At 73.9% G+C, this 24523-nt stretch carries 18 protein-coding genes; 11 read left to right on the forward strand and 7 right to left on the reverse strand.

What is annotated here, in order from left to right:
- Positions 1–61: 61 nt before the first annotated feature.
- Positions 62–619, reverse strand: coding sequence for a sugar O-acetyltransferase (locus D7223_RS27445; protein WP_120731609.1), 558 nt, complete (start codon positions 617–619; stop codon positions 62–64).
- Between the two features lie 128 nt (positions 620–747).
- On the opposite strand from D7223_RS27445, the gene D7223_RS27450 reads away from it, so the two are divergent.
- Entirely contained in the window at positions 748–4092 is a 3345-nt protein-coding gene (locus D7223_RS27450; protein ID WP_238162256.1) for a S8 family serine peptidase, read from the forward strand.
- Between the two features lie 51 nt (positions 4093–4143).
- Here D7223_RS27450 and dapD read toward each other — a convergent pair whose 3' ends face one another.
- Positions 4144–5103: a 2,3,4,5-tetrahydropyridine-2,6-dicarboxylate N-succinyltransferase gene (gene dapD / locus D7223_RS27455; protein ID WP_120731614.1), complete on the reverse strand. Its 960-nt coding sequence runs from the start codon at positions 5101–5103 to the stop codon at positions 4144–4146.
- Between the two features lie 81 nt (positions 5104–5184).
- Between dapD and dapE the strand changes: the two genes are divergently transcribed.
- Positions 5185–6267 carry a succinyl-diaminopimelate desuccinylase gene (dapE, locus tag D7223_RS27460; protein WP_120731616.1) on the forward strand — a complete coding sequence of 361 codons (1083 nt, stop codon included), beginning with the start codon at positions 5185–5187 and terminating at the stop codon, positions 6265–6267.
- A gap of 65 nt (positions 6268–6332) precedes the next feature.
- On the opposite strand, the gene D7223_RS32885 is transcribed toward dapE, so the two are convergent.
- Complete coding sequence (locus D7223_RS32885) at positions 6333–6503, reverse strand: hypothetical protein (RefSeq protein ID WP_158610940.1); 171 nt, start codon at positions 6501–6503, stop codon at positions 6333–6335.
- A gap of 155 nt (positions 6504–6658) precedes the next feature.
- Here D7223_RS32885 and D7223_RS27465 point away from each other — a divergent pair, with 155 nt between their 5' ends.
- From D7223_RS27465 to D7223_RS27490, 6 genes are all read left to right on the forward strand, one after another.
- Positions 6659–7516 carry an LOG family protein gene (locus D7223_RS27465; RefSeq protein WP_120731618.1) on the forward strand — a complete coding sequence of 286 codons (858 nt, stop codon included), beginning with the start codon at positions 6659–6661 and terminating at the stop codon, positions 7514–7516.
- Positions 7517–7518: 2 nt separating this feature from the next.
- On the forward strand, positions 7519–8064 hold the full coding sequence (locus D7223_RS27470) for an LOG family protein (protein ID WP_120731620.1): 546 nt from the start codon (positions 7519–7521) through the stop codon (positions 8062–8064).
- Positions 8065–8249: 185 nt separating this feature from the next.
- Entirely contained in the window at positions 8250–11891 is a 3642-nt protein-coding gene (locus tag D7223_RS27475; RefSeq protein WP_120731622.1) for an ATP-dependent helicase, read from the forward strand.
- 13 nt (positions 11892–11904) lie between these two features.
- On the forward strand, positions 11905–15258 hold the full coding sequence (locus D7223_RS27480; RefSeq protein WP_120731624.1) for an ATP-dependent helicase: 3354 nt from the start codon (positions 11905–11907) through the stop codon (positions 15256–15258).
- Between the two features lie 220 nt (positions 15259–15478).
- Positions 15479–15682 (forward strand): cold-shock protein, encoded by a 204-nt coding sequence (locus tag D7223_RS27485; RefSeq protein WP_007072850.1) that lies wholly within the window; start codon positions 15479–15481, stop codon positions 15680–15682.
- 223 nt (positions 15683–15905) lie between these two features.
- The gene (locus tag D7223_RS27490; protein ID WP_120731626.1) at positions 15906–17195 is read left to right on the forward strand and encodes a DEAD/DEAH box helicase; all 1290 of its coding nucleotides are present in this window, start codon (positions 15906–15908) and stop codon (positions 17193–17195) included.
- A 248-nt stretch (positions 17196–17443) separates the two neighbouring features.
- On the opposite strand, the gene D7223_RS27495 is transcribed toward D7223_RS27490, so the two are convergent.
- From D7223_RS27495 to D7223_RS27510, 4 genes are read right to left on the reverse strand one after another with little or no spacing between them, the layout of a single operon-like run.
- The gene (locus tag D7223_RS27495) at positions 17444–17878 is read right to left on the reverse strand and encodes an RrF2 family transcriptional regulator (protein ID WP_120731628.1); all 435 of its coding nucleotides are present in this window, start codon (positions 17876–17878) and stop codon (positions 17444–17446) included.
- Position 17879: 1 nt separating this feature from the next.
- Entirely contained in the window at positions 17880–18764 is an 885-nt protein-coding gene (locus D7223_RS27500) for an ABC transporter permease (protein WP_120731630.1), read from the reverse strand.
- The gene (locus D7223_RS27505) at positions 18754–19533 is read right to left on the reverse strand and encodes an ABC transporter ATP-binding protein (RefSeq protein ID WP_120731632.1); all 780 of its coding nucleotides are present in this window, start codon (positions 19531–19533) and stop codon (positions 18754–18756) included. Before D7223_RS27505 ends, D7223_RS27500 begins: the two co-directional genes overlap by 11 nt.
- The gene (locus D7223_RS27510) at positions 19530–20591 is read right to left on the reverse strand and encodes an ABC transporter substrate-binding protein (protein ID WP_120731837.1); all 1062 of its coding nucleotides are present in this window, start codon (positions 20589–20591) and stop codon (positions 19530–19532) included. The genes D7223_RS27505 and D7223_RS27510 overlap by 4 nt, the downstream gene beginning before the upstream one ends.
- A 262-nt stretch (positions 20592–20853) precedes the next feature.
- On the opposite strand from D7223_RS27510, the gene D7223_RS27515 reads away from it, so the two are divergent.
- From D7223_RS27515 to nudC, 3 genes are read left to right on the forward strand one after another with little or no spacing between them, the layout of a single operon-like run.
- On the forward strand, positions 20854–22164 hold the full coding sequence (locus D7223_RS27515; RefSeq protein WP_120731634.1) for a M16 family metallopeptidase: 1311 nt from the start codon (positions 20854–20856) through the stop codon (positions 22162–22164).
- A complete protein-coding gene (locus D7223_RS27520) occupies positions 22161–23501 on the forward strand; it encodes a M16 family metallopeptidase (RefSeq protein WP_120731637.1) in 1341 nt (446 codons plus the stop codon). Before D7223_RS27515 ends, D7223_RS27520 begins: the two co-directional genes overlap by 4 nt.
- A gap of 46 nt (positions 23502–23547) precedes the next feature.
- Positions 23548–24498, forward strand: coding sequence for an NAD(+) diphosphatase (gene nudC / locus D7223_RS27525; RefSeq protein WP_120731839.1), 951 nt, complete (start codon positions 23548–23550; stop codon positions 24496–24498).
- The last annotated feature ends 25 nt before the right edge of the window (positions 24499–24523 follow it).

Genomic DNA, 24523 nt, shown 5'->3' on the forward strand with positions numbered 1-24523 from the left:
ATGTCCGGCGCCGCAACAGCCCCCGGAAGGGTGTTTGTGCAAGTGGAGGGCTTGGTCGAGATCAGTCGAGCTGGCGGACCGGTCGGGCCGGGTTACCCACCGCGACGACGTTCGGAGGCAGGTCCCGGGTCACCACGGCGCCGGCGCCCACCACGGTGTTGTCGCCGATCGTGACGCCCGCCAGCACGATCGCGCCGCCGCCGAGCCAGACGTTGTCGCCGATGGTGATCGGCCGGGCCGCCTCCCACTTGGCCCGGCGCGGCTCCGCCTCGACCGGGTGGGTGGGGGTGAGCAGTTGCACGTTCGGGCCGATCTGGGTGTCCGCGCCGATGGTGATCGGGGCGACGTCGAGGAAGACGGCGTGGAAGTTGACGAAGCTGCGGGGGCCGATCCGGATGTGGTGGCCGTAGTCGCAGTAGAACGGCGGCCGGATCGCGGTGTCCTCGCCCAGTTCGCCCAGCAGTTCCCGCAGCGCCGCCAGTCCGTCGGCCGGGTCGCCCGGCCCGCTGGTGTTGACGCGGTGCATCAACGCCAGTGCCCGTTGGTGGTCGGCGACGAGTTCCGGGTCGTCGGCGAGGTACGGCTCGCCGGCCAGCATCCGTTGCTTCATCGAGGCCATCAGCCGATCCTGCCCGACCGCGCCGCCGATTCGTTGGCGACTTCGTCATCTTTCCGTCCCCACCGTGCATACCCCGTATGCAAGAATGACGTCCGTCTATGTAACTCACTCCTGGCAAGGGGGATCCGTTGCAGAGAAGAAGATTCGCCGCGTACGGCCTGGTGGTCGGCCTGATCCTGGGGCATCCGGCGGCTGCCGTCGCCCGGACGCCCGGGGCACCGTCCCCGGTGGACCGCACCACGGCCGTTCCGGCCAACCGGCCCGCCGTCGACGCCGACCAGTCCCGCACCGTCACCCTGCTCACCGGCGACCGGGTCACGGTGACCCCGCAGGGGGCGAGCGTGCGTCCCGCCCCCGGTCGGGAGGACATGCGGTTCGTCAACCGCCGTGACCAGGGGCGCCTGAGCGTCGTACCGCTGGACGCCCTGCCGCTGATCCAGTCCGGACGCGTCGACCGGCGGCTGTTCGACGTGACCGGGCTGATCGCCGCCGGCTACGACGACGCCCACCGCGACGACCTGCCGCTGCTGGTCGACGGCGGATCCGGCGCGGCCCGGCGGGCGGCGCCGCCCGCCGGCCTCACCGTCACCCGGGAACTGCCCGCACTGGGGATCACCGTCGCGACGGCACCCAAGCGCGACACCCGCGACGTCTGGACGGCGATCACCCGCGCCGGGAGCGCGCGGATCGGCGCGGCGGGGGACGCCGACCGGATCTGGCTGGACAGCCGGCGACGGACCACCCTCGACCACAGCGTGGCGCAGATCGGCGCGCCGGCCGCCCACCGGGCGGGTTTCACCGGCCGGGGCGTGCGGGTCGCGGTGCTCGACACCGGGGTGGACAGCGCCCACCCCGACCTGGCCGGTCGGGTCACGGAGTCGCGCAACTTCACCGAGGAGACCGCCCCGGGCGACCTGATCGGCCACGGCACCCACGTCGCCTCCATCATCGCCGGTAGCGGGGCCGCCTCCGGCGGCCGCTACCGGGGTGTCGCCCCGGACGCCACGGTGCTCTCCGGCAAGGTCTGCGAGGGGCTCGGCTGCTCCGACTCGGCCATCCTGGCCGGCATGCAGTGGGCCGCGGTCGAGCAGCGCGCCGACGTGATCAACCTGAGCCTCGGCGGCTTCGACACCCCCGAGACCGACCCGCTGGAGGAGGCGATCGCCACCCTGACCGCCGAGACCGGCGCCCTCTTCGTCGTCTCCGCCGGCAACGACGGCACCTTCGCCCCGGTCAGCTCGCCGAGCACCGCCGACGCGGCACTCGCCGTCGGCGCGGTCGACCGGGACGACCAACTGGCGGACTTCTCCAGCCGGGGTCCCCGGACCGGCGACGAGGGACTGAAGCCCGACCTCACCGCGCCGGGTGTGGAGATCGTCGCCGCCCGTGCCGCCGAGGGCAGCATCGGCACCCCGGTCGGCGACCGCTACGTCGCACTGTCCGGCACGTCCATGGCGGCACCGCACGTGGCCGGCGCCGCGGCACTGCTCGCCCAGCAGCACGCCGGCTGGGCGGCCGGTCAACTCAAGGCCACCCTGATGGCCTCCGCCCGGCCGCACCCCGAGCTGACCGCGTACGAGCAGGGCGCCGGCCGGGTCGACGTGGCGCGCGCCGTCACCCAGACCGTGTCCAGCGACCCGGTCAGTGTCTCCTTCGGCCGGGCGCGCTGGCCGCACGGCGACGACACCCCGGTCACCCGCACGGTGACCTGGCGGAACGGCGGCACCGAGCCGGTCAGCCTGGACCTGGCCCTGGAGGTGACCGGGCCGGACGGGGCGCCGGCTCCCGCCGGGATGTTCGTGCTCGGCGCCCGGCGGGTGACGGTTCCGGCCGGCGGCACCGCCCGGACCACCGTCACCGCCGACACCAGGGTGGGCACGGCGGACGGGTTCTTCACCGGACGGGTGGTGGCCCGTTCCAGCGCGACCGTGGTGGTCACCCCGGTCGCCGTGCACCGGGAGGTGGAGAGCTACGACGTGACGGTCCGGCACCTGGACCGGGCCGGCCGGCTCACCGGTGACCACTCCGGCACCCTCGTCGGCCTCGACTCCTACGCGCACTTCGACCTGTACGACCCGGACGGCACGGCGACGGTCCGGCTGCCGAAGGGCCGGTACGGGCTGGCCGACTACCTCTACGAGATCGACGGCGAGGAGGTCGTCGGGCTCAGCATGATCACGAGGTCGGAGCTGCTGGTCGACCGGGACCGCACGGTGGTGGCCGACGCCCGCAGGGCGAAGCCGGTGCGGATGAGCGTGCCGCGACGCTCCGCCACGCCGTTGCTGGCCACCGTCGTCGCGGACTTCCTCGTCGACGACGGCGGCTACAGCTTCACCATGCTCGGCGACGACTTCACCGGTCTCGCCAACCACCACTCCGGTCCGGTGGTCCCGGCGTCGCGTTTCGTCGGCACGATCGGCAGCCAGTGGGCCGACCGGGAGGCGGAGAGCAGCCCCTACCTCTACGCGCTCACCGAGCCGTTCCCCGGTCGGCTGCCGACCGGGTTCGACCGCCACTACCGGGCCCGCGACCTGGCCACCGTCACCCACCGGTTCCAGGGCGGGTACGCCGGCCTGGTCGTCGAGCGGACCGTCTATCCCGAGCTGGAGAACGTCGGCGGCTGGGCGGCGGTCCTGCCCACCGCGCTGCCCGGCCGACGGGTCGAGTACCACAACGCCGCCCCCGGGCTGCGTTGGTCCTCGGAGTTGGGCATCGGTGAGCCGACAGATGACGGCTGGACCGACATCAAGGCCGTCCTCATCGGTCCGGCGCGCGCCTACCGGCCCGGAAAGCGGTACGCGCAGACCTGGAACCGGGCGCCGCTGGGCCCGTCGTTCCCGCCGCCACTCTGGCCCGGGTCGGGAATCACCCGCCAGGGGGACCAGATCCTGGTCGACCTGCCGCTGCACAGCGACGCCGACGGCCATCCCGGCGGCTCGCTGGCCGACACCGCCCACACCAGGCTCTACCGCGACGGCACGCTGGTGGGGGAGAGCCCCGATCCGGGGTACGGCGGGTTCGAGGTGCCCGCCGGTGCGGCCGACTACCGGCTGGAGGTGCTCAGCCGGCGGAGCTTCACCGACCTGAGCACCGAGGTCCACGCCGAGTGGCGGTTCCGCTCGCGGCACGTCACCGGTGACGGGTTCGCCGCGCTGCCGGCCTCGGCGATCCGGTTCGCGCCCCGGCTGGACCGGGACAACGCCGCGGCGTCCGGCCGGTCGTTCACGATCCCGGTGCGGGTGCAGCGGCAACCCGGTGCGCCGGCGGCCCGGACCGTCGCGCTGACCGTCGAGGTCTCCTACGACGGCGGGAAGACCTGGCGGTGGGCGCAGGTCCGGCACGGTCGCGACGGGTGGACGGCCACCGTCCGGCATCCCGCCGGGCCGGGCCACGTCTCCCTGCGGGCCACCGCCCGGGACACCGACGGGGCCACGGTCACCCAGCGGATCATCCAGGCGTACCGGCTGCGGTGAGCCGCACCCCTGCGGGTCCGCGGATTTCCGCGGGCCCGCGGGGGCGGGGTGTCAGTCGTTGGCGTGCAGTGCGGCGTTCAGCTCGATGCCCCGGCCGGTCCGCGGCTTCGCCTCCAGCGCGCCGGTGACCGAGTTGCGCCAGAACAGCAGCCCGTCCATGCCGGACAGCTCCCGGGCCTTGACCACCCGCCCGTCCGGCAGGGCGATCTTCGACGCGGCGGTGATGTAGCAACCGGCCTCGACCACACAGTCGTCGCCGAGGGAGATGCCCACCCCGGCGTTCGCGCCGACCAGGCTGCGCTGCCCGATGCGGATCCGGTCGGTGCCACCACCGGAGAGCGTGCCCATGATCGACGCGCCGCCACCGATGTCGGAGCCGTCGCCGACCACCACGCCCTGCACGATCCGGCCCTCGACCATCGAGGTGCCCAGCGTGCCGGCGTTGAAGTTCACGAAGCCCTCGTGCATCACCGTGGTGCCGGCGGCCAGGTGCGCGCCCAGGCGGACCCGGTCCGCGTCGGCGACCCGTACCCCGGACGGCACCACGTAGTCGGTCATCCGGGGGAACTTGTCCACCCCGTACACGCTCAGGTGCCGGCCGGCGGCCCGCTCGATCACCCGCAGCTCGTCGACCCGCTCCGGCGGGCACGGCCCGGCCGAGGTCCAGGCCACGTTGGCCAGCTTGCCGAAGACGCCGTCGAGGTTGAGCTCGTTGGGTCGCACCAGGCGGTGGGAGAGCAGGTGCAACCGGAGGTACGCGTCCGGCGCGTCCTTGATCGGGTCGTCCAGCCCGCCGATGACGGTCACCACCTGCACCGTACGCAGGCCAGGCAGCGCCCGGTCGCCGATCGCTCCCGGCGGCAGGTCCAGGACGTCCGCCTGGTCCTCGCCCGGGACCAGCGGCAGGTCGCCGAGGCCCAGCTTGCCGGTCGGGTACCAGGTGTCGAGCACCTGGTCGTCGGCGGTAACGGTGGCCAGGCCGATGCCCCAGGCGGCAACTGCGGACGTCACGGAATCACCTTTCGTTCGGCACTGCGGGGGGCGGTACGGCTCACTCCTCGCCCGCATCTCCCTGACGGTACCGTGCCAGCCATGGAGAACCCGCTGACCCCCGAGGTCCTCGCCGATCCGGTGGCGCTGACCCGCGCACTGGTCGACATGGAGTCCGTCTCCCTCAACGAGAAGGCGATCGCCGACTGTGTCGAGGAGGTGCTGCGCGCGGTCCCGCACCTGAGCACCTTCCGGCACGGCAACACCGTGATGGCGCGTACCGACCTGGGCCGGGCGCAGCGGGTGGTGCTGGCCGGGCACCTGGACACCGTCCCGCACAACGACAACTTCCCCTCCACGCTGCGCGGCGACCTGCTCTACGGCTGCGGCACCTCGGACATGAAGTCGGGCGTCGCGTACGCCCTGCACCTGGCGGTGAGCCTGCCCGAACCGAAGTACGACGTCACCTACTTCTTCTACGAGGCCGAGGAGATCGAGTCGCAGTACAACGGGCTCTTCCTGGTCTCCGAGGCGCACCCGCAGTGGCTGCGGGCGGACTTCGCGGTGCTGCTGGAGCCGACGTACGGCGTGGTCGAGGCGGGCTGCCAGGGCACCCTGCGGGCGATCGTCACCACACACGGCGAGCGCGCCCACTCGGCCCGGTCCTGGCGCGGGGTGAACGCGATCCACGGCGCGGGCGAGGTGCTGCGCCGACTCCAGGCGTACCAGGCCCGGCGGGTCACCATCGACGGCTGCGAGTACCGGGAGGGGATGAACGCGGTCCGGATCGTCGGCGGGGTGTCCGGCAACGTGATCCCGGACCGGTGCGAGATCGAGGTCAACTTCCGGTTCGCGCCGGATCGGGACGGCGCGGCGGCCGAGGCCCACGTGCGCGAGGTCTTCGCCGGCTTCGACCTGGCGATCACCGATCTGGCCCCGGGTGCCCTGCCGGGGCTGGACAACCCGGCGGCGCGGGAGTTCCTCGCCGCCGTCGGCGCGGCGCCGGTCGGCAAGCTGGGCTGGACGGACGTGGCCCGCTTCGCCGCGATGGGCGTGCCGGCGCTGAACTTCGGCCCGGGCGATCCCAACCTGGCGCACCACAAGGACGAGCACGTGGAGATCGGCAAGATCCGCGACGGCGCGGCCACGCTGCACCGCTGGCTCGGCAGCGCCGTGGCCCGGTAACCGTCGAGGGCCCGCCCCGGCCGGCCCCGCGGCGGGGGCGTCCGGGTGGGCCCTCGACGGGTCGGTCAGGAGGCGGTGGGGTGGGACGCGGTGGCGGTGGCCAGCGCGTCGGTGTGGTCGTCGGACGGACTGGCGGACGGCTCCATCAGGCGGGCCCGGCGGCGCTCGGCCACCACGTCCTGGATCCGCCGCTGCATCTGCCGCCGGATCCGGATCATCTCGCTGTTGCTGATCACGCTGGCTCCCTCCCCCGAAGGCGCGTGCCCGAACCATACCGGGTATGTGAATAGTAAGACGTACCAGCAACCGAAATGGTTGCCCGTGATCGCGGACGATTTCGGCCTCGTCGCCCTGCGCACCCGGCCGGTGCCGCTCCACTACGGTTGCTCCCATGAGCCAGAGCAACGGGCGGGAGACCAGGCGCGCGCCGGGGGCGGAACGACACCGGGGTGCGGTCACCCTGCGGCGGCAGGCGGTCAACGACAGCACCGCCGACCAGCGCCTGCTGGACTCGCGCCAGCGGGCCGACTGGAAGACCAAGGACGCCTGGCGGGCGTTGCGCATCCTGTCCGAGTTCGTCGAGGGCTTCGACACCCTGGCCGACCTGCCCTCGGCGGTCAGCGTGTTCGGCTCCGCCCGCAGCAAGCCGGACAGCCCGGAGTGTCAGCTGGCCGAGGCGCTCGGGGCCGCCCTGGCCCGGGCCGGTTACGCGGTGATCACCGGTGGTGGCCCGGGCGTGATGGAGGCGGCCAACCGGGGTGCCAGCGAGGCCGGCGGTCTGTCCGTCGGCCTCGGCATCGAACTCCCCTTCGAGCAGGGCCTCAATGACTGGGTCGACCTCGCCATCGACTTCCGGTACTTCTTCGCCCGCAAGACGATGTTCGTCAAGTACGCCCAGGCGTTCGTCGTGTTACCGGGTGGCTTCGGCACCATGGACGAGCTGTTCGAGGCACTCACCCTCGTGCAGACCGGCAAGGTCACCCGCTTCCCGGTGGTGCTGATGGGCACCGACTACTGGCGGGGCCTGCTGGACTGGCTCCGCGACACCATGGCGGCCGACGGCAAGATCGGTCCGGTGGACCTGGAGTTGATCTGCCTCACCGACGACGTCGACGCCGCGGTCCGGCACATCGTCGAGGCGGAGGCGGCCCTCTCCGCCGAGCAGGAGGCGGTGCGCCAGGAGGCGGTCGCGGTGACCGCGGCCGACCAGCGGGCCGCCGCCGACGAGGGCGGAAAGGGCCGGGACTGACCGTGGCCGCCATCTGCGTGTTCTGCGCCTCCTCCCGTACCCTCGACCAGCGCTTCCTCGACCTGGCCGCCGAGGTCGGCGCGGAACTCGCGCGGCGCGGACACACCCTGGTCAGCGGCGGTGGCTGCGTCGGCATGATGGGCGCGGTGGCCGACGGCGCGCGGTCCGCCGGCGGTCCGACCCTCGGCGTGATCCCGCAGGCGCTGGTGGACCTGGAGGTCGCCGACCTCGCCTCCGACGAGCTGCTGGTGACCGACTCGATGGCCAGCCGGAAGACCGTCATGATCGACAAGTCGGACGCGTTCCTCACCCTGCCTGGCGGCCTCGGCACGCTCGACGAGCTGTTCGAGGTGTGGACCACCGCCACCCTCGCCCTGCACGCGAAGCCGATGGTCGTCCTGGACGCCGACGGCTTCTACCGCCCCCTGCTCGACTGGCTGCGGGCCCTGACCGACCAGCGGTTCCTCAAGCCCGCCGGCCTGGACCTCCTGACGGTGGCCCACACCGTCGAAGAGGCCCTGACCGCCCTGGAGTCCCGCCTCACCTGACCCCCCCAACCCCCTCCCTCGCCGGCCTCCCCGCCCCTGGCCGGTGATCATGGGATTGGCGGGTGGTTCGGAGATCATCTCGACCGTCAACCCCATGATCACCCCGGCGGGGCTGCGGCGGGGCGGGGCGGGGCTGCGGCGGGTCGGGTGGGGGGCTTGTCGTAGGGGTCTGGTGGGATGGGGGGATGCAGGCGTACCGGCTGGTGCGTCGGCCCGGCGGGACGGTTCGGGGGGACCGTCCGGGCGACGGGTCGACGCTGGGGGACCGGCCGTCCGGCGGGGTGTCCGAGCAGGAGGGACGGTCCGCACCGACGGCGGGCGATGGCGCGCAGGCGGGGCACGGCCCGGACCCGCACCGGGGATTGTGGCGGGTGGATCCGCTCCAGGCGGAGGTGGTCGCGCACACCGACGGGCCGATGCTGGTGCTCGGTGGGCCGGGCACCGGCAAGACCGGCACCCTCGTCGAGGCGGTCGCCGCCCGGGTGGCCGAGGGGATCGATCCGGAGCGGATCCTGGTGCTCACCTTCGGCCGCCGGCAGGCCACCGCGCTGCGCCAGCGCATCGAGGCGCGGATCGCCGCGGACGGGCACCGGGTGCTGCGGGAACCGCTGGTGCGGACGTTTCCGGCGTACGCCTTCGGCCTGCTCCGCCGGGCCGCCGCCGAACGCGGCGAGCCCTCGCCCCGACTGCTCACCGGCCCCGAACAGGACCTGATCATCCGGGAGCTGCTGGACGTGGTCGGGGAGGAGCCCGGCGACGATCCGGTCGGCTGGCCGGAGGACCTGCGCCCCGCCCTGCGTACCCGGGCGTTCGCCGGGCAGCTGCGCGACCTGCTGATGCGCGCCGCCGAGCGCGGCGTCGGCCCGGTCGAGCTGGCCCGGCTGGGCGAGAAGCTGGGCCGCGCGGACTGGCCGGCCGCCGCGCGTTTCCTCCGGGAGTACGTGGCGGTCCTCGCGCTGCGCGACGTCGCCAACCGGGGCTCGATCGCGTACGACCCGGCGGAGCTGGTCCGTTCCGCCACCGGGATGCTGCTCGACGAGCCGGACCTGCTCGCGGCCGAGCGGCGCCGGCTGGCGTACGTCTACGTCGACGAGCTGGCCGACACCGACCCGGCCCAGCAGGACCTGCTCGCCACCGTGGCCGGCGGGGGCAAGGCCCTGGTCGCGTTCGGTGATCCGGACTCGTCCACGTACGCCTTCCGGGGTGCCGACCCGACGGTGGTGACCGGCTTTCCGCACCGCTACCGCACCGCCTCCGGGGCGCCGGCCGCCCAGGTGGTGCTGACCACCTCCTACCGGGCCGGGACCCGGCTGCTCGCCGCGAGCGGCCGACTGGCCCGGCGGCTGCGCGGTCCGGCGGCGCACCGGCGGATGCGTCCGCTGCCGGACGCCCCGCCGGGCGCGGTGGAGGTGCGGACGTTCCGGTCGGCGACCAGCGAGTCGGCCTGGCTGGCCCACGCTCTGCGCGAGGCGCACCTGCTCGGCGGGGTGCCCTGGTCGAGGATGGCGGTGCTGGTGCGCTCGACCGCCCGGCAGTTGCCGTCCCTGCAACGCGCGCTGCACGCGGCCGGGGTGCCGACCGTGGTGCACGGCGAGGACCTGCCCCTGCACCTGCAACCGGCGGTCGCGCCCCTGCTGCTCCTGCTGCGCTGCGCGCTCGAGCCGGACCGGCTGGACGAGGAGGCCGCGGTCGCGCTGCTGCACTCCCCGCTCGGTGGCGCCGACCCGCTGGCCGAGCGGCGGCTGCGGCAGGGGCTGCGCGCTCTCGCCCTGGCCGGCGGTGACCGCCGGCCCTCCGGGGAGCTGATCGTCCAGGCGCTGCGCGACCCGGCCGAGCTGGCCGGCATCGAGCGACGCTGGGCCGAACCGGCGCAGACCGTCGCCGGTCTGCTCGCCGTCGCCCGGGAGACGGCCGCCCGGCCCGGCGCCACCGCCGAGGACGTGCTGTGGGCGGTGTGGCGGGCCAGCGGGTTGGCCGAGCTGTGGTCCTCGGCCCTCACCCGGGGCCCGGCCGTGGCGGGGGAGGGGGACATCGCCCGCCGTCGGCGTGCCGAGGCGGCCGACCGGGATCTGGACGCGGTGATGGTGCTGTTCGACGCGGCGGCCCGGTTCACCGACCGGTTGCCCGGTGCGCGCACCGAGGTCTTCCTCGACCACGTGCTCGGGCAGGACCTACCGGCCGACACGCTCGCACCGACCGCCGACCGGGGTGAGGCGGTACGGCTGCTCACCGCGCACGCCGCCAAGGGCCTGGAGTGGGACCTGGTCGCGGTCGCCGGTGTGCAGGAGGGCGTCTGGCCCGACCTGCGGCTGCGCGGCAGCCTGCTCGGCTCCGAGCGCCTGGTCGACGTGCTCGCCGGCCGGGCCGCCGGCGCCGGGCGGGTGGCCACCGTGGTCGGCCAGACCTCCGCGCTGCTGGACGAGGAACGGCGACTGTTCCACGTCGCGGTGACCCGGGCCCGGCACCGGTTGCTGGTCAGCGCGGTAGCCTCGGCGGCCGTCGGCGGCGACGACCACGAGGAGCAGCCCAGCCGTTTCCTCTACGAGCTGGGCCCCACCGAACCCCCGGCACCCGCCGGTCCCGACGGCCCGGCCGGTCCAGACGGCCCGGTCGGCACTGACGGCTCGGTCGGCGCCGATGGCCCGGCCGGCACCGACGGCGGTCCCGACGGCCATGCCGGCCCGGCCAGCCCGCATGCCGGCCCGGCGGGCCCGGACGGGGACGGTGCGGGCAGTGCGGTCGCCGGGCCGGCGGACAGCGGTGCGGGCGACGGGAGCGGCCCGGCCGGGGAGCCCGACCGGATACGGACGCTGCCGGTGAGCCGGCCGCCCCGGGCGTTGACCCTGGCGGCGCTGGTGGCGGAACTGCGTACCGCCGTCACCGACCCGGACGCCCCACCCGCCCGGCGGCGGGCGGCGGCGGCCGAACTGGCCCGCCTCGCCGCCGCCGGGGTGGCCGGGGCGCACCCGGACGAGTGGTGGGGCCTGCGGCAGCTCTCCGACGACCGGCCGCTGGTCGACGAGGGTGAGCCGGTGCGGGTCACCCCGTCGGCGATGGAGAGCGCGTTGCGGTGCAGCCTGCGCTGGCTGCTGGAACGGCATGGCGGCAGCGCGCCGGCGAGCACCGCCCAGGGTGTGGGCAACCTGGTGCACGCCGCCGCGATGCTGGCCGAGGACGCCAGCGCCGACCGGGGCGCGCTGCTGGACTACGTGGCGGCCCGGTTCGACGCTATCGAACTGGCCGCGCGGTGGATGGTCGGGCCGGAACGGGACCGGGCCGAGGCGATGGTGGACAAGCTGCTCCGGTGGCTCGCCGCGAATCCCCGGCGGCTGCTGGCCATCGAGCACGAGTTCGCGGTCCGGCTGGACGACCCGCGCCGGCCGGTCGAGCTGGTCGGGCGGGTGGACCGGCTGGAGGTCGACGCGGACGGCCGGCTGGTGGTGGTCGACCTGAAGACCGGTAAGTCCACCGCGGTGACCGGTGCGGACCTGGCCGAGCATCCGCAGCTGGGTGCGTACCAGGCGGCGGTGGAGGCGGGCGCGTTCCCGGACTTCGGGGAGGAGTCCGGCGGGGCCGCGCTGGTGCAGCTGGGCACCGGCGCGAAGGACGCCCGGGAACAGAGCCAACCGCCGGCCGGGGAGGGGCCCGAGGCCGGCTGGGCGACCGCCCTGGTCCGGCGTACCGCCGATACGATGGCCGCCGCCACGTTCGCCGCCGTCGCCAATTCGAAGTGCCGGGTCTGCCCGGTGCGGACCAGCTGCCCGGTCTCCGGGCAGGGACGGCAGGTCGTCGAGCCGCCGACCGTCCGTCCGCCGGAGAATCCATGAGCGTGAGGGAACAGTGACCCAGCCGACGCTCTTCGGTTCGGCGCCCCCGGCGCCCCGGGTGGCCGACGCCGGCCCCCGTTACGCCCCGCTGGAGCTGGCCCGGCTGCTACGGCTCCCCGCGCCCACCCGGGAGCAGGCCGCGATCATCGCCGCGCCGGTGGAGCCGCTGCTGGTGGTCGCCGGGGCCGGGTCCGGCAAGACCGAGACGATGGCCGCCCGGGTGGTCTGGCTGGTGGCCAACTCGTACGTCCGGCCCGAGCAGGTGCTCGGCCTCACCTTCACCCGCAAGGCCGCCGGTGAGCTGGCGCACCGCGTACGTACCCGGTTGGACCAGCTCATCCGGCGACTCGGCGGGCGCGGCCGTGACCCGCTGGACGACCCCCTGGCGGGCGAGCCCACCGTCTCGACCTACCACTCGTACGCCGGCCGGATCGTCACCGAGCACGGGCTGCGCGCCGGCTACGAGCCGTCCACCCGGCTGCTCACCGAGGCGTCCCGCTGGCAGCTCGTGGACCTGCTGGTCCGCAACTACGACGGGGACATGTCCGAGGTGGACCGGATGCCCAGCACCATCACCGACGCGGTGCTGGCGCTCGCCGGTGAGCTGGACGAGCACCTGGTCGACCCGGATGCCCTCGCCGGGTGGACCGGCCGCTTCTTCGCCGACGTGCAGTCCCGCCCCGGACGGGTGTACGCCGACGTGCGCAAGTCGCTGGCCCTCCAGCGGACCCGACTGAAGCTGTTGCCGCTGGTGCGCGCCTACGCCCGGCGCAAGGAGGACTTCGAGGCGATGGACTTCGCCGACCAGCTCGCCCGGGCGGCCCGGGTGGCCCGGGACCATCCGGCGGTCGGCGAGATCGAGCGGGACCGCTTCCGGGTGGTGCTGCTGGACGAGTACCAGGACACCAGCCACGCCCAGGTGGTGCTGCTCAACGCGCTGTTCGGCGGCGGGCACCCGGTGACCGCCGTCGGTGACCCCTGCCAGTCGATCTACGGCTGGCGCGGTGCCAGCGCCGGCACGCTGGACCGCTTCCCGGCGGAGTTCGCACGCCCGGACGGCACGCCCGCGGCGGTGCTCGGCCTCACCACCAGCTGGCGCAACCGCCCGGAGATCCTCGGCGTCGCGAACGCCCTGGCCACCCCGCTGCGCGCGGCCGGCGCCCGGGTGCCGGAGCTGCGCGCCGCGCTGAGCGTGCGCGAACCCATCCCGCACCGCAGCCCGCGCGGCGCGGCCGCCGGGACCGTGCACTGCGCGCTCCTTCCGACGTACGCCGACGAGGCCGACTGGATCGCCGACAGCGTCCTGCACGCCTGGCGCGGGGCGGCCGGCGCACCCCGGGCGTTGCCGGAGCACATCCCGGTGGCGGCCCGACCCACCACGGCGGTGCTGGTCCGGCTACGCAGTCAGATCCCGGCGATCGAGTCGGCGCTGCGTGACCGCGGGCTGCCGGTCGAGGTCGTCGGGCTGGGTGGTCTGCTGGACACCCCCGAGGTGCGGGACGTGGTGTGCACGCTGCGGGTGCTGGCGGACCCGACCGACGGCGCCGCGCTGCTGCGGCTGCTCACCGGGGCACGCTGGCGGATCGGGCCCCGCGACCTGGTGGCCCTGCACCGGCGGGCCAGGGCCATCGCGGCCGCCCGCCGGCAGCTCGCCGACGACGAGCCGGAGATCACCCCGGACCTGCTGGACGAGGCGACGCTGGTGGAGGCCCTGGCCGACCTCGGGCCCGCGCAGGCGTACTCGGCCGAGGGCTACACCCGGCTGCTCGCGTACGCCCGGGAGTTGGGATTGTTGCGCTACCGGCTGGACCAGCCGCTGCCGGAGCTGATCGCGGACATCGAGCGGACCATCGGCCTGGACGTCGAGGTCGCCGTGCGGGCCGGCCGGGACGGTGCCGGCGACGCCGGCCTGGCCCGTGGGCACCTGGACGCGCTCGGCGACGTCGCCGCCCGGTTCAACGGGGAGACCCCGGGAGCGACCCTGTCCGGTTTCCTGGCCTACCTCGCCGCGGCCGAGGACGAGGAGCGCGGTCTCACCCCGGGCGAGGTCGACGTGGTCGAGGGCGCGGTGCAGATCCTCACCGCGCACGCCGCCAAGGGACTGGAGTGGGACGTGGTCGCGGTGGCCGGGCTGAGTCGCGGCGTCTGGCCGGGGCCGGTACGCAACTCCGACCACTGGCTCGGCGGTCTCGGCGTGCTGCCGTTCCCGCTGCGCGGCGACGCCGACGGGCTGCCCGAGCTGACGTTGGCCGAGGTCGAGGACCAGCGCGGGGTGGCTCGGGCGCTGGAGGACTTCACCGACGCCTGGCGGGCGCACGACGAGCGGGAGGAGCGGCGGCTGGCCTACGTCGCGGTGACCCGGCCACGCCGCCTGCTGCTGTGCTCCGGGTACTGGTGGGGGGAGGGCACCAAGCGACCGCGCGGCCCGTCGTCGCTGCTGCGCGAGGTGCACGACGCCTGCCTGGACGGCGGCGCGGGGCACCTGGTCGACGACTGGGCGCCCGAGCCCACCCCGGACGCGGTAAACCCGACCACCGAGGTGGTGCTGCGGGCCGAGTGGCCGGCCGATCCGCTGGGCGCGCGCCGCCCGGCCCTGGCCGAGGCCGCCGCCCTGGTCCGGCGTCAGCTGGGCGACGGGCCGACCGTCGACGAGGCCGGCCCGGCCGACGGTGACCCGGACGTGGCGCGGTGGCGGCGGGAGGCGGACCTGCTGCTCGCCGAGCGGGCCGAGGCGACCCGGCAGGCCGGTGGGGTGGAGGTGGTCCTGCCCGGCCAGCTGTCGGTCACCCAGCTGGTCGCGTTGCGCCGGGATCCCGCCGCCCTGGCCCGTACCCTGCGCCGCCCGCTGCCCACCGAGCCCAACCCGTACGCCCGCCGGGGCACCGCCTTCCACGCCTGGCTGGAGCAGCGGTTCGGCGTGGACCGGCTGCTCGACCTGGACGAGCTGCCCGGCGCGGCGGACGCGGACGCGGCACCGGACGAGGCGCTGGTCGAGTTGCAGGAGCGTTTCCTGGCCAGCGAGTGGGCCGACCGGGTGCCGGTGGAGGTGGAGGTGCCGTTCGCGACCGTGCTCGGCGGCGTGGTGGTCCGGGGCCGGATGGACGCCGTCTTCGCCCGGCCCGGCGGCCGGTTCGACGTGGTGGACTGGAAGACCGGGCGGCAGCCGGCCGGCGCCGCCGCCGAGGCGGCGGCCGTGCAGCTGGCGGTCTACCGGCTGGCCTGGGCGGAGCTGGCCGGGGTGCCGGTCGAGCTGGTGGGCGCCGCGTTCCACTACGTCCGGGACGGGGTGAGCGTCCGGCCGGCGGACCTGCTGGACGACGCCGGGCTGACCGCGCTGATCAATTCGGTTCCGGAAGTTGCCCCGTGACGCCGAGATCCGTGCTAACCTTGACGAGTTGCAGTTATGGTTCCCAGAGACTCTGTGTGCGCCTGGTGGATTATGGCCCCAGGCGCTCTTTGTTGTGTCCGGAGTTCTCCGGGCGGGGCGAACCAGAAGCGACAAGCGAGCCGCGCAGTTCCGTGCGGGTCGCTCCTCTTCGAGCCCGCAACACGTGCGGGTTCGACGTTCCGTCAAGGAGACGAAACACATGGCTATTGGCACCGTCAAGTGGTTCAACGCTGACAAGGGCTTCGGCTTCATCACCCCGGACGGCGGCGGCGCCGACGTCTTCGCCCACTTCTCGGCGATCCAGTCCTCCGGCTACCGGAGCCTGGACGAGAACCAGCGGGTCGAGTTCGAGATCACCCAGGGCCAGAAGGGCCCGCAGGCGGAGAACATCCGCCCGCTCTGATCTTCGGATCGTCACGTAACACCCATTGCGCCCTTCCGGGCGCGGTGACGGGACCGGCCCGCCCCGCAGTCGACCTGATCTCAGGCGGCGACGCGGTGGCGGGCCGGGGCCCCGTACCCATTCGGTTCGTGCTTGTGAGTCCCGGCGGACGAGTCCGCCGGTCGACAGCGCCGATTCCCGGCGCCCTCCCTCGACACGTGCCGCCGTCGAGGAAGGCTTCCGCATGACCACCGTCACTCCGTCCTTCGCCCATACCGGCCTGGCTCCGGCGCTGCTCGCCGAGCTGGTCACACAGGGCATCACCGAGCCGTTCCCGATCCAGTCGGCGACGCTGCCCGATTCGCTCGCCGGCCGGGACGTGCTCGGCCGGGGTCGTACCGGCTCCGGCAAGACCCTCGCGTTCGGGCTGCCCCTGCTCTCCCGTACCGCCGGCCGGCGGGCCCGGCCCGGTCGACCGCTGGCCCTCGTCCTGGTACCCACCCGGGAGCTGGCCCAGCAGGTCACCACGGCCCTGACCCCGTACGCCCGGGCGGTCGGGCTGCGCTGCGCCACCGTGGTCGGCGGTCTCTCGCTGAACCGGCAGGCCGACGAGCTGCGGGCCGGCGCCGAGGTGGTCGTGGCCACCCCGGGTCGGCTGCACGACCTGATCAACCGCGGTGACGCCCGTCTCGACCAGGTGGCGATCACCGTGCTCGACGAGGCCGACCAGATGGCCGACATGGGCTTCCTCCCGCAGGTCACCAAGCTGCTGGAGCAGGTCGCCCCGAACGGCCAGCGGATGCTCTTCTCGGCCACTCTGGACGGCGGCGTGGACAAGCTGGTCCGTCGCTTCCTCACCGACCCGGTGACGCACTCGGTGGACCCGGGCACCGCCACCGTCACCGCGATGACGCACCACGTGCTGCACGTCGAGGCGGCGGACAAGCCCACCGCGCTGACCTGGATCGCCGCCCGCGAGGGCCGCACCATCCTGTTCATGGGCACCAAGCACCGCGCCGACCGGCTCGCCCGCCAGTTGCTGGCCAAGGGCGTACGCGCCGCCGCGCTGCACGGTGGCAAGTCGCAGCCGCAGCGCACCCGGATCCTGGAGCAGTTCCGCAACGGGCAGGTGACCGCGCTGGTCGCCACCGACGTGGCGGCCCGGGGCATCCACGTCGACGGCCTGGACATGGTGGTCAACGTGGACCCGCCGACCGAGGCCAAGGACTACCTGCACCGGGGCGGGCGTACCGCGCGGGCCGGCGAGTCCGGCACCGTGGTCACCCTGGTCCTGCCCGAGCAGCGCCGGGACGTCATCCGGCTGATGGCGCAGGCCGGCATCCGGCCCCGGTCCACCCAGGTACGCCCCGGTGACGAGGCGCTGACCCTGGTGACCGGCGCGCGGGAGCCGTCCGGCCTGCCGGTGACGATCGTCGCGCCCGCCCCGGCGGCCGCCCCCCGGGTCACCCACCGCGCGTCGGGACGCCCGTCGTCCGGGCGTTCGCGTCGGCCCCGGCGTTCCCCGGCCCGCTGACCTCCGGCCACCCGCCACCGGTCCTCGTGGGTTCGGCGCCGCCTCGTGGGTCCGAGCCCGCCCGAGTCATGCAGGACGCGATCGCACTGTTTCTGGGTGAATTCTTAGCGAAATAGGGCTTGTCCATCTGTTGCTTGCCGCACGCCAAGGTAGGCGACGGGTGGCCGCAGGCGGCGTGCCGCTCACGGTCAGGTCGCGGTCGCTCGCGAAGGGCCGTCGGGCCGGGCCGGGAGCGCGGCCGGGCCGTGTCAGCTCGGCAGCGGGTCGTCGACGGGCGGCCGACGTGGCACGCACAGCAGGTCGGCGAGCGTCGTCCGGTCCACCACCAGGGCGATCGCCCCGTGCACGGCGAGCCAGACGTCCCGCAACCCGCTCGCGACGCCCTGGTAGCCGGCCCGTTCGGCGGGCAGTCCGCGGACCGTGGTCAGGGACCCACCGACGGCGCGGAGCACGTCCCCGACGGTGATCTCGTCGGCCGGGCGGGCCAGCGCGTACCCGCCCTCGGTGCCCCGGTGGCTGAGCAGCAGGCCGGCCCGCCGCAGGTCGACCAGGATGCCCTGGAGGAAGCTCAGCGGGATCGCCTGATTGTTGGCCAGGGTCGCGGCCTTGACCAGCTCGCCGCCGCCGGCGGCGACGGCGAGCATGGCCCGGAGCGCGTAGTCGCTGCGCGCGGAGACGTACACGTCACTGACCGGCCGGGTCCAGCACGCCCCAGCGCCGCCGGATCGCCTTGTCCGCCGCGCCGAAGAGCGAATCCACCACGAGACCGAGTACCAAGATAACGATCATGATCGCCATCAGCCGAGGTGCTTCGTTGAGCTCGCGTGCATACGTGAGCTGGGCGCCGATCGAGGTGCGGGTGGCGATGACGACCAGCAGTTCACCGGCCATCAGGCTGCGCCAGGCGAACGCCCAGCCCTGCTTGAGCCCGGCGACGATCGCCGGCAGCGCGGCCGGCGCGATGACGTACCGGTAGAGGTTCAGCCGGCGCGCGCCCAGGTTGCGGCCGGCCCGCAGCAGCAGCGGCGGCACGTAGTCCACGCCGTAGATGACGCCGTTGGCGATCGACGGTGCGGCCCCCAGCACCACCACGAAGAAGATCGCCTGTTCGGTGAGGCCGAAGAGCAGGATGGCCAGCGGGAACCACGCGATCGACGGCATGGTCTGCAACGCGGTGATCATGGAGCCGAGGGCCGCCCGGAGCACCTTGACCCGGGCCACCGCGAGGCCGAGGGCCAGACCGATCACCAGGGCGGCGGCGAAACCGAGGGCGGCCCGGCGGCCGGTGGTGGCGAGGCCGTCCCACAGCGCCGCGCTGAACACGTAGTCGGCCAGGTCGGCGAAGACTTGCCCGGGTGGTGCGAGCGCCCACTGCTCCTTCCACCCGGTCCAGACCGTCGCCTGCCACACCGTGATCGTCAGCGCGAGGGCGGCGAGCTTCGGCCAGGTCGCGGCCCAGACCCGGGCCGCTCGGGAGGTCTCCTTCTCCCGACCGGCGATCTCCAGCGCGTCCAGGCCGGAGATCTCCGCGTCGCTGCGCTGGGCGGTGGTGAGGGTGTCACTGGCCATGGCGGCCCACCTCCGAACGGAGCCGGTCGGTGACGTCGGCGGCGATCGCGGCGATCTCCGGCGAGTCGATGCGTCGGGGCCGGGGCACGTCGACCCGGGTGGAGTAGATGATCCGGCCGGGGCGGCTGGACAGCAGGATGATGCGGTCGGCCAGCCGGGCCGCCTCGCGGACGTTGTGCGTCACGAAGAGGACGGTGAGCTTCCGCTCGGTCCAGATCCGTTCCAGCTCGTCGTGCAGGATGTCGCGGGTCATCGCGTCGAGGGCACCGAACGGCTCGTCCATGAGCAGCACCGGGGTGTCCAGCGCGAGGGTCCGGGCAAGCGCGACGCGCTGCCGCATACCGCCGGACAGCTCGTGCGGACGCTTGCGGGCGAATTCGGCGAGGTGCACCGTCCGCAGCAGCTCGGCGACCCGCTCCCGGCGCTCGGCCCGGGGCAGCTTGCGCAGCTTCAGGGGCACCTCGACGTTGCCCTCCACGGTCGACCACGGAAAGAGGGCCGGTTCCTGGAACATCAGCCCCGGGTTCACACCCTCGGGCAGGTCGATCCGTCCGCTGCTCGGCCGGTCCAACCCGGCGACCAGGTTCAGCAGGGTGCTCTTGCCGCAGCCGGACGCGCCGACGAGGCAGACGAACTCGCCCGGCGCGACGTCGAGGGAGACTCCGTCCTGGGCGAGGACGGCGTTCGCCCCGCGCCCGTACACCTTGGTCACGCCGTGCAGCGCGACCGGGGCGGTCGCGCTGCGCGGCGTCGTCGTGGTCGACGTCATGGTTGGACGACCTCGGGCTTGCCCTGGTCCTTGAGCGACTTGTTGAGGTAGCTCAGGTCGTAGAGGCCGTTCAGGTCGACCGGCTGGGTCAGCTCGACGGCGACGGCATGGTCGAGACCGGCCTTGAGCGACGAGGCGATCGGGTCGTTGGTGAACTCCAGCGTCTGCCACGCCTGCTTGATCAACTTGAGGTCCAGCGGCTTGCCGGTGATCTTGCCGATGTGGTCGGAGACGGCCTGGTGCGCCTCGTCCGGCCTGGTGTTCACGAACTCGTTGGCGGCGACCTGACCGTCGACCAGCTTCTGCACCACGTCCGGGTGCTCCTTGAGGAACTTGGTGCTCACGATCAGGTTCGTGATGACGAACTTCTTGTCCGGCCACAGCTCCCGCTCGTCGACCAGGACCTTGCCACCCGCGTTGACCAGCCGGGAGACGAAGGGCTCCGGCACCCAGGCGCCGTCGATCGCGCCGCTGCTGAAGGTCTCCACCGTCTGGGAGTTCTCCTGCGGGACGACCTGGACGTCGCCGCCGCCCTCCTTGGTGGTCTTGAGGCCCTTCTCTTTGAGCCAGTAGCGGATCGCCACGTCCTGGGTGTTGCCGAGCTGCGGGGTGGCGATCTTCCTGCCGCGCAACTGTTCCCAGGACGTGATCTCGGGCTTGACCACCAACGCGACGCCGCCGGACGCGGCGCCGGAGACGACCCGGACGGCCTCGCCCCTGGACTTGGAGTGGGCGTTCACGGTCGGGTTCGGACCGATGTACGTGGCGTCGAGCGCGCCGGAGAAGATCGCCTCGATCGCCGAGGGGCCGGCGTTGAAGGTGCTGGTCTCCAGCTTGACACCGGTGCCGAGCTTCTCGGCGAAGATGCCCTTCTCGACGCCGACCACGGCCGGGGCGTGGGTGATGTTGGGGAAGTAGCCGAGGCGCAGGGTGACCGGGCCGGACCCGCCGCCCGCGCTCTCGCTGTCGTCGCCGCAGGCGGCGGTGCCCAGGGTCGCCGCGCCGACGACGGTGAGGGTGGCCAGGGCGACCAGCCGACGCAGGGGAGAGCGTCTCATCATCCATCCAATCCGCAGTATTCCTATTAAGTTGGTAGGAAGAGTGGGCTAGTTGTCGGTCACCGTCAAGACCCATCCACATGACGGGACGGCCCATCTCGCTCTTGGCTGCTATTCCTACCAACTTGATAGGGTCTGTCAGTTCCCTGGCGTGACCGGGGGGACGACCGCGGGGACCTCCCACCGGTTCCGGCCGAGGGCCCGGCGATCCGCGGTGGGAGGTCGCCGGTACGGCCGGTGCCGACGCGCTAGGGTCGATCACGTGCCGACGCGGAGAGCGAAGATTCCAGCGACGAAATATCCGGTCGAGCGGTTCACCCTCGACAACGGTCTGCGAGTGGTCCTCACATCCGACCGCAGCGCCCCGGTGATCGGGGTGGCGGTCGTCTACGACGTCGGCATCCGCAGCGAGCCGGAGGGCCGCACCGGCTTCGCCCACCTCTTCGAACACCTGATGTTCCAGGGTTCGGAGAACCTGGAGAAGCTGGCCCACTTCCGGCACGTGCAGGGCGCCGGGGGCACCTTCAACGGGTCCACCCACCTGGACTACACCGACTACTTCGAGACCCTGCCGGCCAACGCCCTGGAACGCGCGCTGTTCCTGGAGGCGGACCGGATGCGCGGGCCGCGGCTGACCGAGGAGAACCTGCGCAACCAGGTCGACGTGGTCAAGGAGGAGATCCGGGTCAACGTGCTGAACCGGCCGTACGGCGGGTTCCCCTGGCTGACCCTCCCGCCGGTCATGTTCGACACGTTCGCCAACGCGCACGACGGCTACGGTTCCTTCGACGACCTGGAGTCGGCCACCGTCGCCGACGCCGCCGACTTCTTCCGGCGCTACTACGCCAGCGGCAACGCCGTCCTCGCGGTCAGCGGGGACCTCGACGTCGCCGAGGCGACCGCCCTGGTCGAGCGGCACTTCTCCGACGTGCCGGCCCGGCCGGCGCCGGAGCGGCCGAGCTTCGCCGAGCCGGACCTGACCACCGAGCGGCGCACCTCGTACACCGACCGGCTGGCCCCGCTGCCGGCGATCGCCTCGGCCTGGCGGGTGCCGGACCCGGTCACCGACTTCGCCGGCTACCTGCCCTACGTGGTGCTCGCCGAGGTGCTGACCGACGGCGACGCGTCCCGTCTGGTCGAGCGGCTGGTGCAGCGGGACCGGTCGGTGACCAGCCTCGGTGGTTACCTGGGCTTCATGGGTGACCCGTTCGACGTACGGGATCCCACCGCCCTGCTGCTCCAGGCGCACCTGCCGCCGGGTGGGGACGTGGACAAGGTGCTGCGCACGGTGGACGAGGAGTTGGACCGGCTGGCCACCGACGGCCTGGTCGAGGGCGAACTCGCCCGCACCCAGGCCCGGATGGCGACCCACCTGCTGCGGGACACCGACGCGGTGCTCGGCCGGGCCCTGCGGATGGCCGTGCTGGAACAACAGCGCGGCGAACCGGGCCTGCTCAACGACCTGCCCCGGTTGGTCGGCGAGGTCACCGACGAACAGGTCCGCGCCGCCGCCGCCACCCTGCGGCCGGAGCGCCGCGCGTCGATCGAGGTCATCCCCGGAGGGGCCAAATGAGTGTCGTCGCCGCCGGGGTGCGTACGCTGCCGCCGCTCGGCCCCACCCGCAAGCTCAAGCTGCCGAAGCAGGTCGAGCGGCGGCTCGGCAACGGGCTCACCGTCATCGTCGTACGCCGGCCGGCGGTGCCCCTGGTCGAGTTGCGACTGTGGATGCCGTTCGGTCGGGCCCCGCTGGCCCGGGGGGCGATGCTCGCGCAGACGCTGCTCTCCGGCACCGAATCGATGACGTCGGTGCAGATCGCGGCCGAGTTGCAGCGGGTCGGCGGCGGCCTGAACGCCGGCATCGACCCGGACCGGCTGATGCTCTCCGGCGCCGGCCTGGTCACCGGGCTGGACCGGATGCTGGAGATCCTGGCCGACGTGCTGACCGGGGCGACGTACCCGGCGGACGACGTGGCGACCGAACGGGACCGGCTGGTCGACCGCATCCAGGTGGCGCAGAGCCAGCCGGCGCACCTGGCGCGCACCGCCCTGTTGAAGCGGGTCTACGGCCGGCATCCGTACGCGGTGCAGACGCCCGAGCCGGACCAGGTCCGGGCGGTCCGGCCGGGAGTGCTGCGCAGCCTGCACGCCCAGCGGGTGCACCCCGCCCACGCGGTGCTGGTGCTGGTCGGCGACGTGCAGCCGGATCGGGCGCTGGACGCGGCGGAGAAGGCACTGTCCGGGTGGAACGGCGCCGGGCACAGCGCCGACCTGCCGTCCGCGCCGCCGTTGGAGCCGGGGCCGCTGCTGCTGGTGGACCGGCCCGGCTCGGTGCAGTCGTCGCTGCGGGTGGCGCTGCCCGCGGTGCCGCGTACCCACCCGGACCACGCCGCCCTGCAACTGGCCAACCTGATCTTCGGTGGCTACTTCTCGTCCCGCTGGGTGGAGAACATCCGCGAGGACAAGGGCTACACCTACGGCCCGCACTCGCTGGTCGAGCACTCGGTGGCCGGTTCGGTGCTGGTCGCCGCCGCCGACGTGGCCACCGAGGTCACCGGGCCGGCGCTGCTGGAGACGACGTACGAGCTGGGTCGGCTGGCGTCGCTGCCGCCCCGGGAGGAGGAGCTGGAACAGGCCCGCCAGTACGCCCTCGGCACGCTCCAGCTCGGCATCTCCACCCAGGCCGGTCTGGCCTCGCTGACCAGCGCGTACGCCGGCAACGGCCTGCGACTGGACTTCCTCGCCGAGCACGCGGCGCGGCTGGCGAAGGCCACGCCGGCGGACGTCGCCGAGGCGGGGCGGAAATACCTGGCCCCGGCGCGGGCGGTCACCGTCGTGCTGGGCGACGCCGAACGGGTGGGCCCGCAGCTCGCCGCCCTGACTCCGGTCGTCACCGAGCCGGTGTCGGCGTGAACCGTCGCCCCGGGACCGCGCGCACCCGGCGGGCGGGGTGACCGGCGTGACCGGTGGGGAGGTCGCGCCGCCGCTGGCCCGCACCACCCTGGACCGGGCGGCCCACCGGCGCACCGATCCCGGGTGGCTGGCGCGGGCGTGGCGGCGGGCCCGGGTGCTGGTCGTCGACACCGGCAACGACGGGCGGGCGCTGGTCCGCGCCGACGTCGTGCCTCCGACGCTGGTGCTGGTGGACCCGGAGGACGTGCCCGCGCCGGCCGCCGTCGGGGCGATGTTCCTGGGCGTCGAGCCGGACGGCGTACCGGTCTTCCTGGTGGACGCCCCGCTGCCGGCGCTGCCGGACACCCGGGCGGCGCACCTGCGCGAGGTCGGGCACCTGCTGGGCGACCGGGACGCGGGCCTGTTCACCACCGCGCTGGCGCTGCTGAACTGGCACCGCAGGCACGGCTACTCGCCGGTCACCGGGCACCGCACCGAGGTCGACGAGGCCGGCTGGTCCCGGGTCGACGCGGACGGCGAGCGGATGTGGCCGCGTACCGATCCGGCCATGATCGTGCTCGTGCACGACGGCGTGCCGGGGCCGGCCGGGCGGTGCCTGCTGGGCAACAACGCCGCGTGGCCGCGCACGGCGGGGGAGCGGCGCTACTCCTGCCTCGCCGGCTACGTCGAGCCGGGGGAGTCCGCCGAGGCCGCCGTCCTGCGCGAGGTCCGCGAGGAGGTCGGGGTCCCGGTCGCCGACATCGCGTACGCCGGCAGCCAGGCCTGGCCGTTTCCCGGCTCGCTGATGCTGGGTTTCCTCGCCACCGCCGACCCGGAGCATCCGGTGCACGTCGATCCGGCCGAGATCGCGTACGCCCGTTGGTTCTCCCGAAGCGAGATCGGCGCGGCGCTGGCCGGGCGGACGGTGCCGGTGGGCGGTGGCGACCGGCTGATCCTGCCCCCGCCGTCGTCGATCGCCCTCTTCCTGGTGCACCGCTGGCTGGACGGTCACTGCTGAGAGCGGGTGTGGTCCCCGGCCCGTG

Origin of the sequence: Micromonospora endolithica, assembly GCF_003626595.1 — a bacterium.
Classification (GTDB): Bacteria; Actinomycetota; Actinomycetes; order Mycobacteriales; family Micromonosporaceae; genus Micromonospora; species Micromonospora endolithica.

Excerpts from the sequence above, each read along its gene's own strand:
- D7223_RS27445 (WP_120731609.1), bottom strand. The coding sequence starts at position 619 with ATGGCCTCGATGAAGCAACGGATGCTGGCCGGCGAGCCGTACCTCGCC.
- dapE (WP_120731616.1), top strand. The coding sequence starts at position 5,185 with ATGGAGAACCCGCTGACCCCCGAGGTCCTCGCCGATCCGGTGGCGCTG.
- D7223_RS27465 (WP_120731618.1), top strand. The coding sequence starts at position 6,659 with ATGAGCCAGAGCAACGGGCGGGAGACCAGGCGCGCGCCGGGGGCGGAA.
- D7223_RS27475 (WP_120731622.1), top strand. The coding sequence starts at position 8,250 with ATGCAGGCGTACCGGCTGGTGCGTCGGCCCGGCGGGACGGTTCGGGGG.
- D7223_RS27485 (WP_007072850.1), top strand. The coding sequence starts at position 15,479 with ATGGCTATTGGCACCGTCAAGTGGTTCAACGCTGACAAGGGCTTCGGC.
- D7223_RS27490 (WP_120731626.1), top strand. The coding sequence starts at position 15,906 with ATGACCACCGTCACTCCGTCCTTCGCCCATACCGGCCTGGCTCCGGCG.
- D7223_RS27500 (WP_120731630.1), bottom strand. The coding sequence starts at position 18,764 with ATGGCCAGTGACACCCTCACCACCGCCCAGCGCAGCGACGCGGAGATC.
- D7223_RS27505 (WP_120731632.1), bottom strand. The coding sequence starts at position 19,533 with ATGACGTCGACCACGACGACGCCGCGCAGCGCGACCGCCCCGGTCGCG.
- D7223_RS27510 (WP_120731837.1), bottom strand. The coding sequence starts at position 20,591 with ATGAGACGCTCTCCCCTGCGTCGGCTGGTCGCCCTGGCCACCCTCACC.
- D7223_RS27520 (WP_120731637.1), top strand. The coding sequence starts at position 22,161 with ATGAGTGTCGTCGCCGCCGGGGTGCGTACGCTGCCGCCGCTCGGCCCC.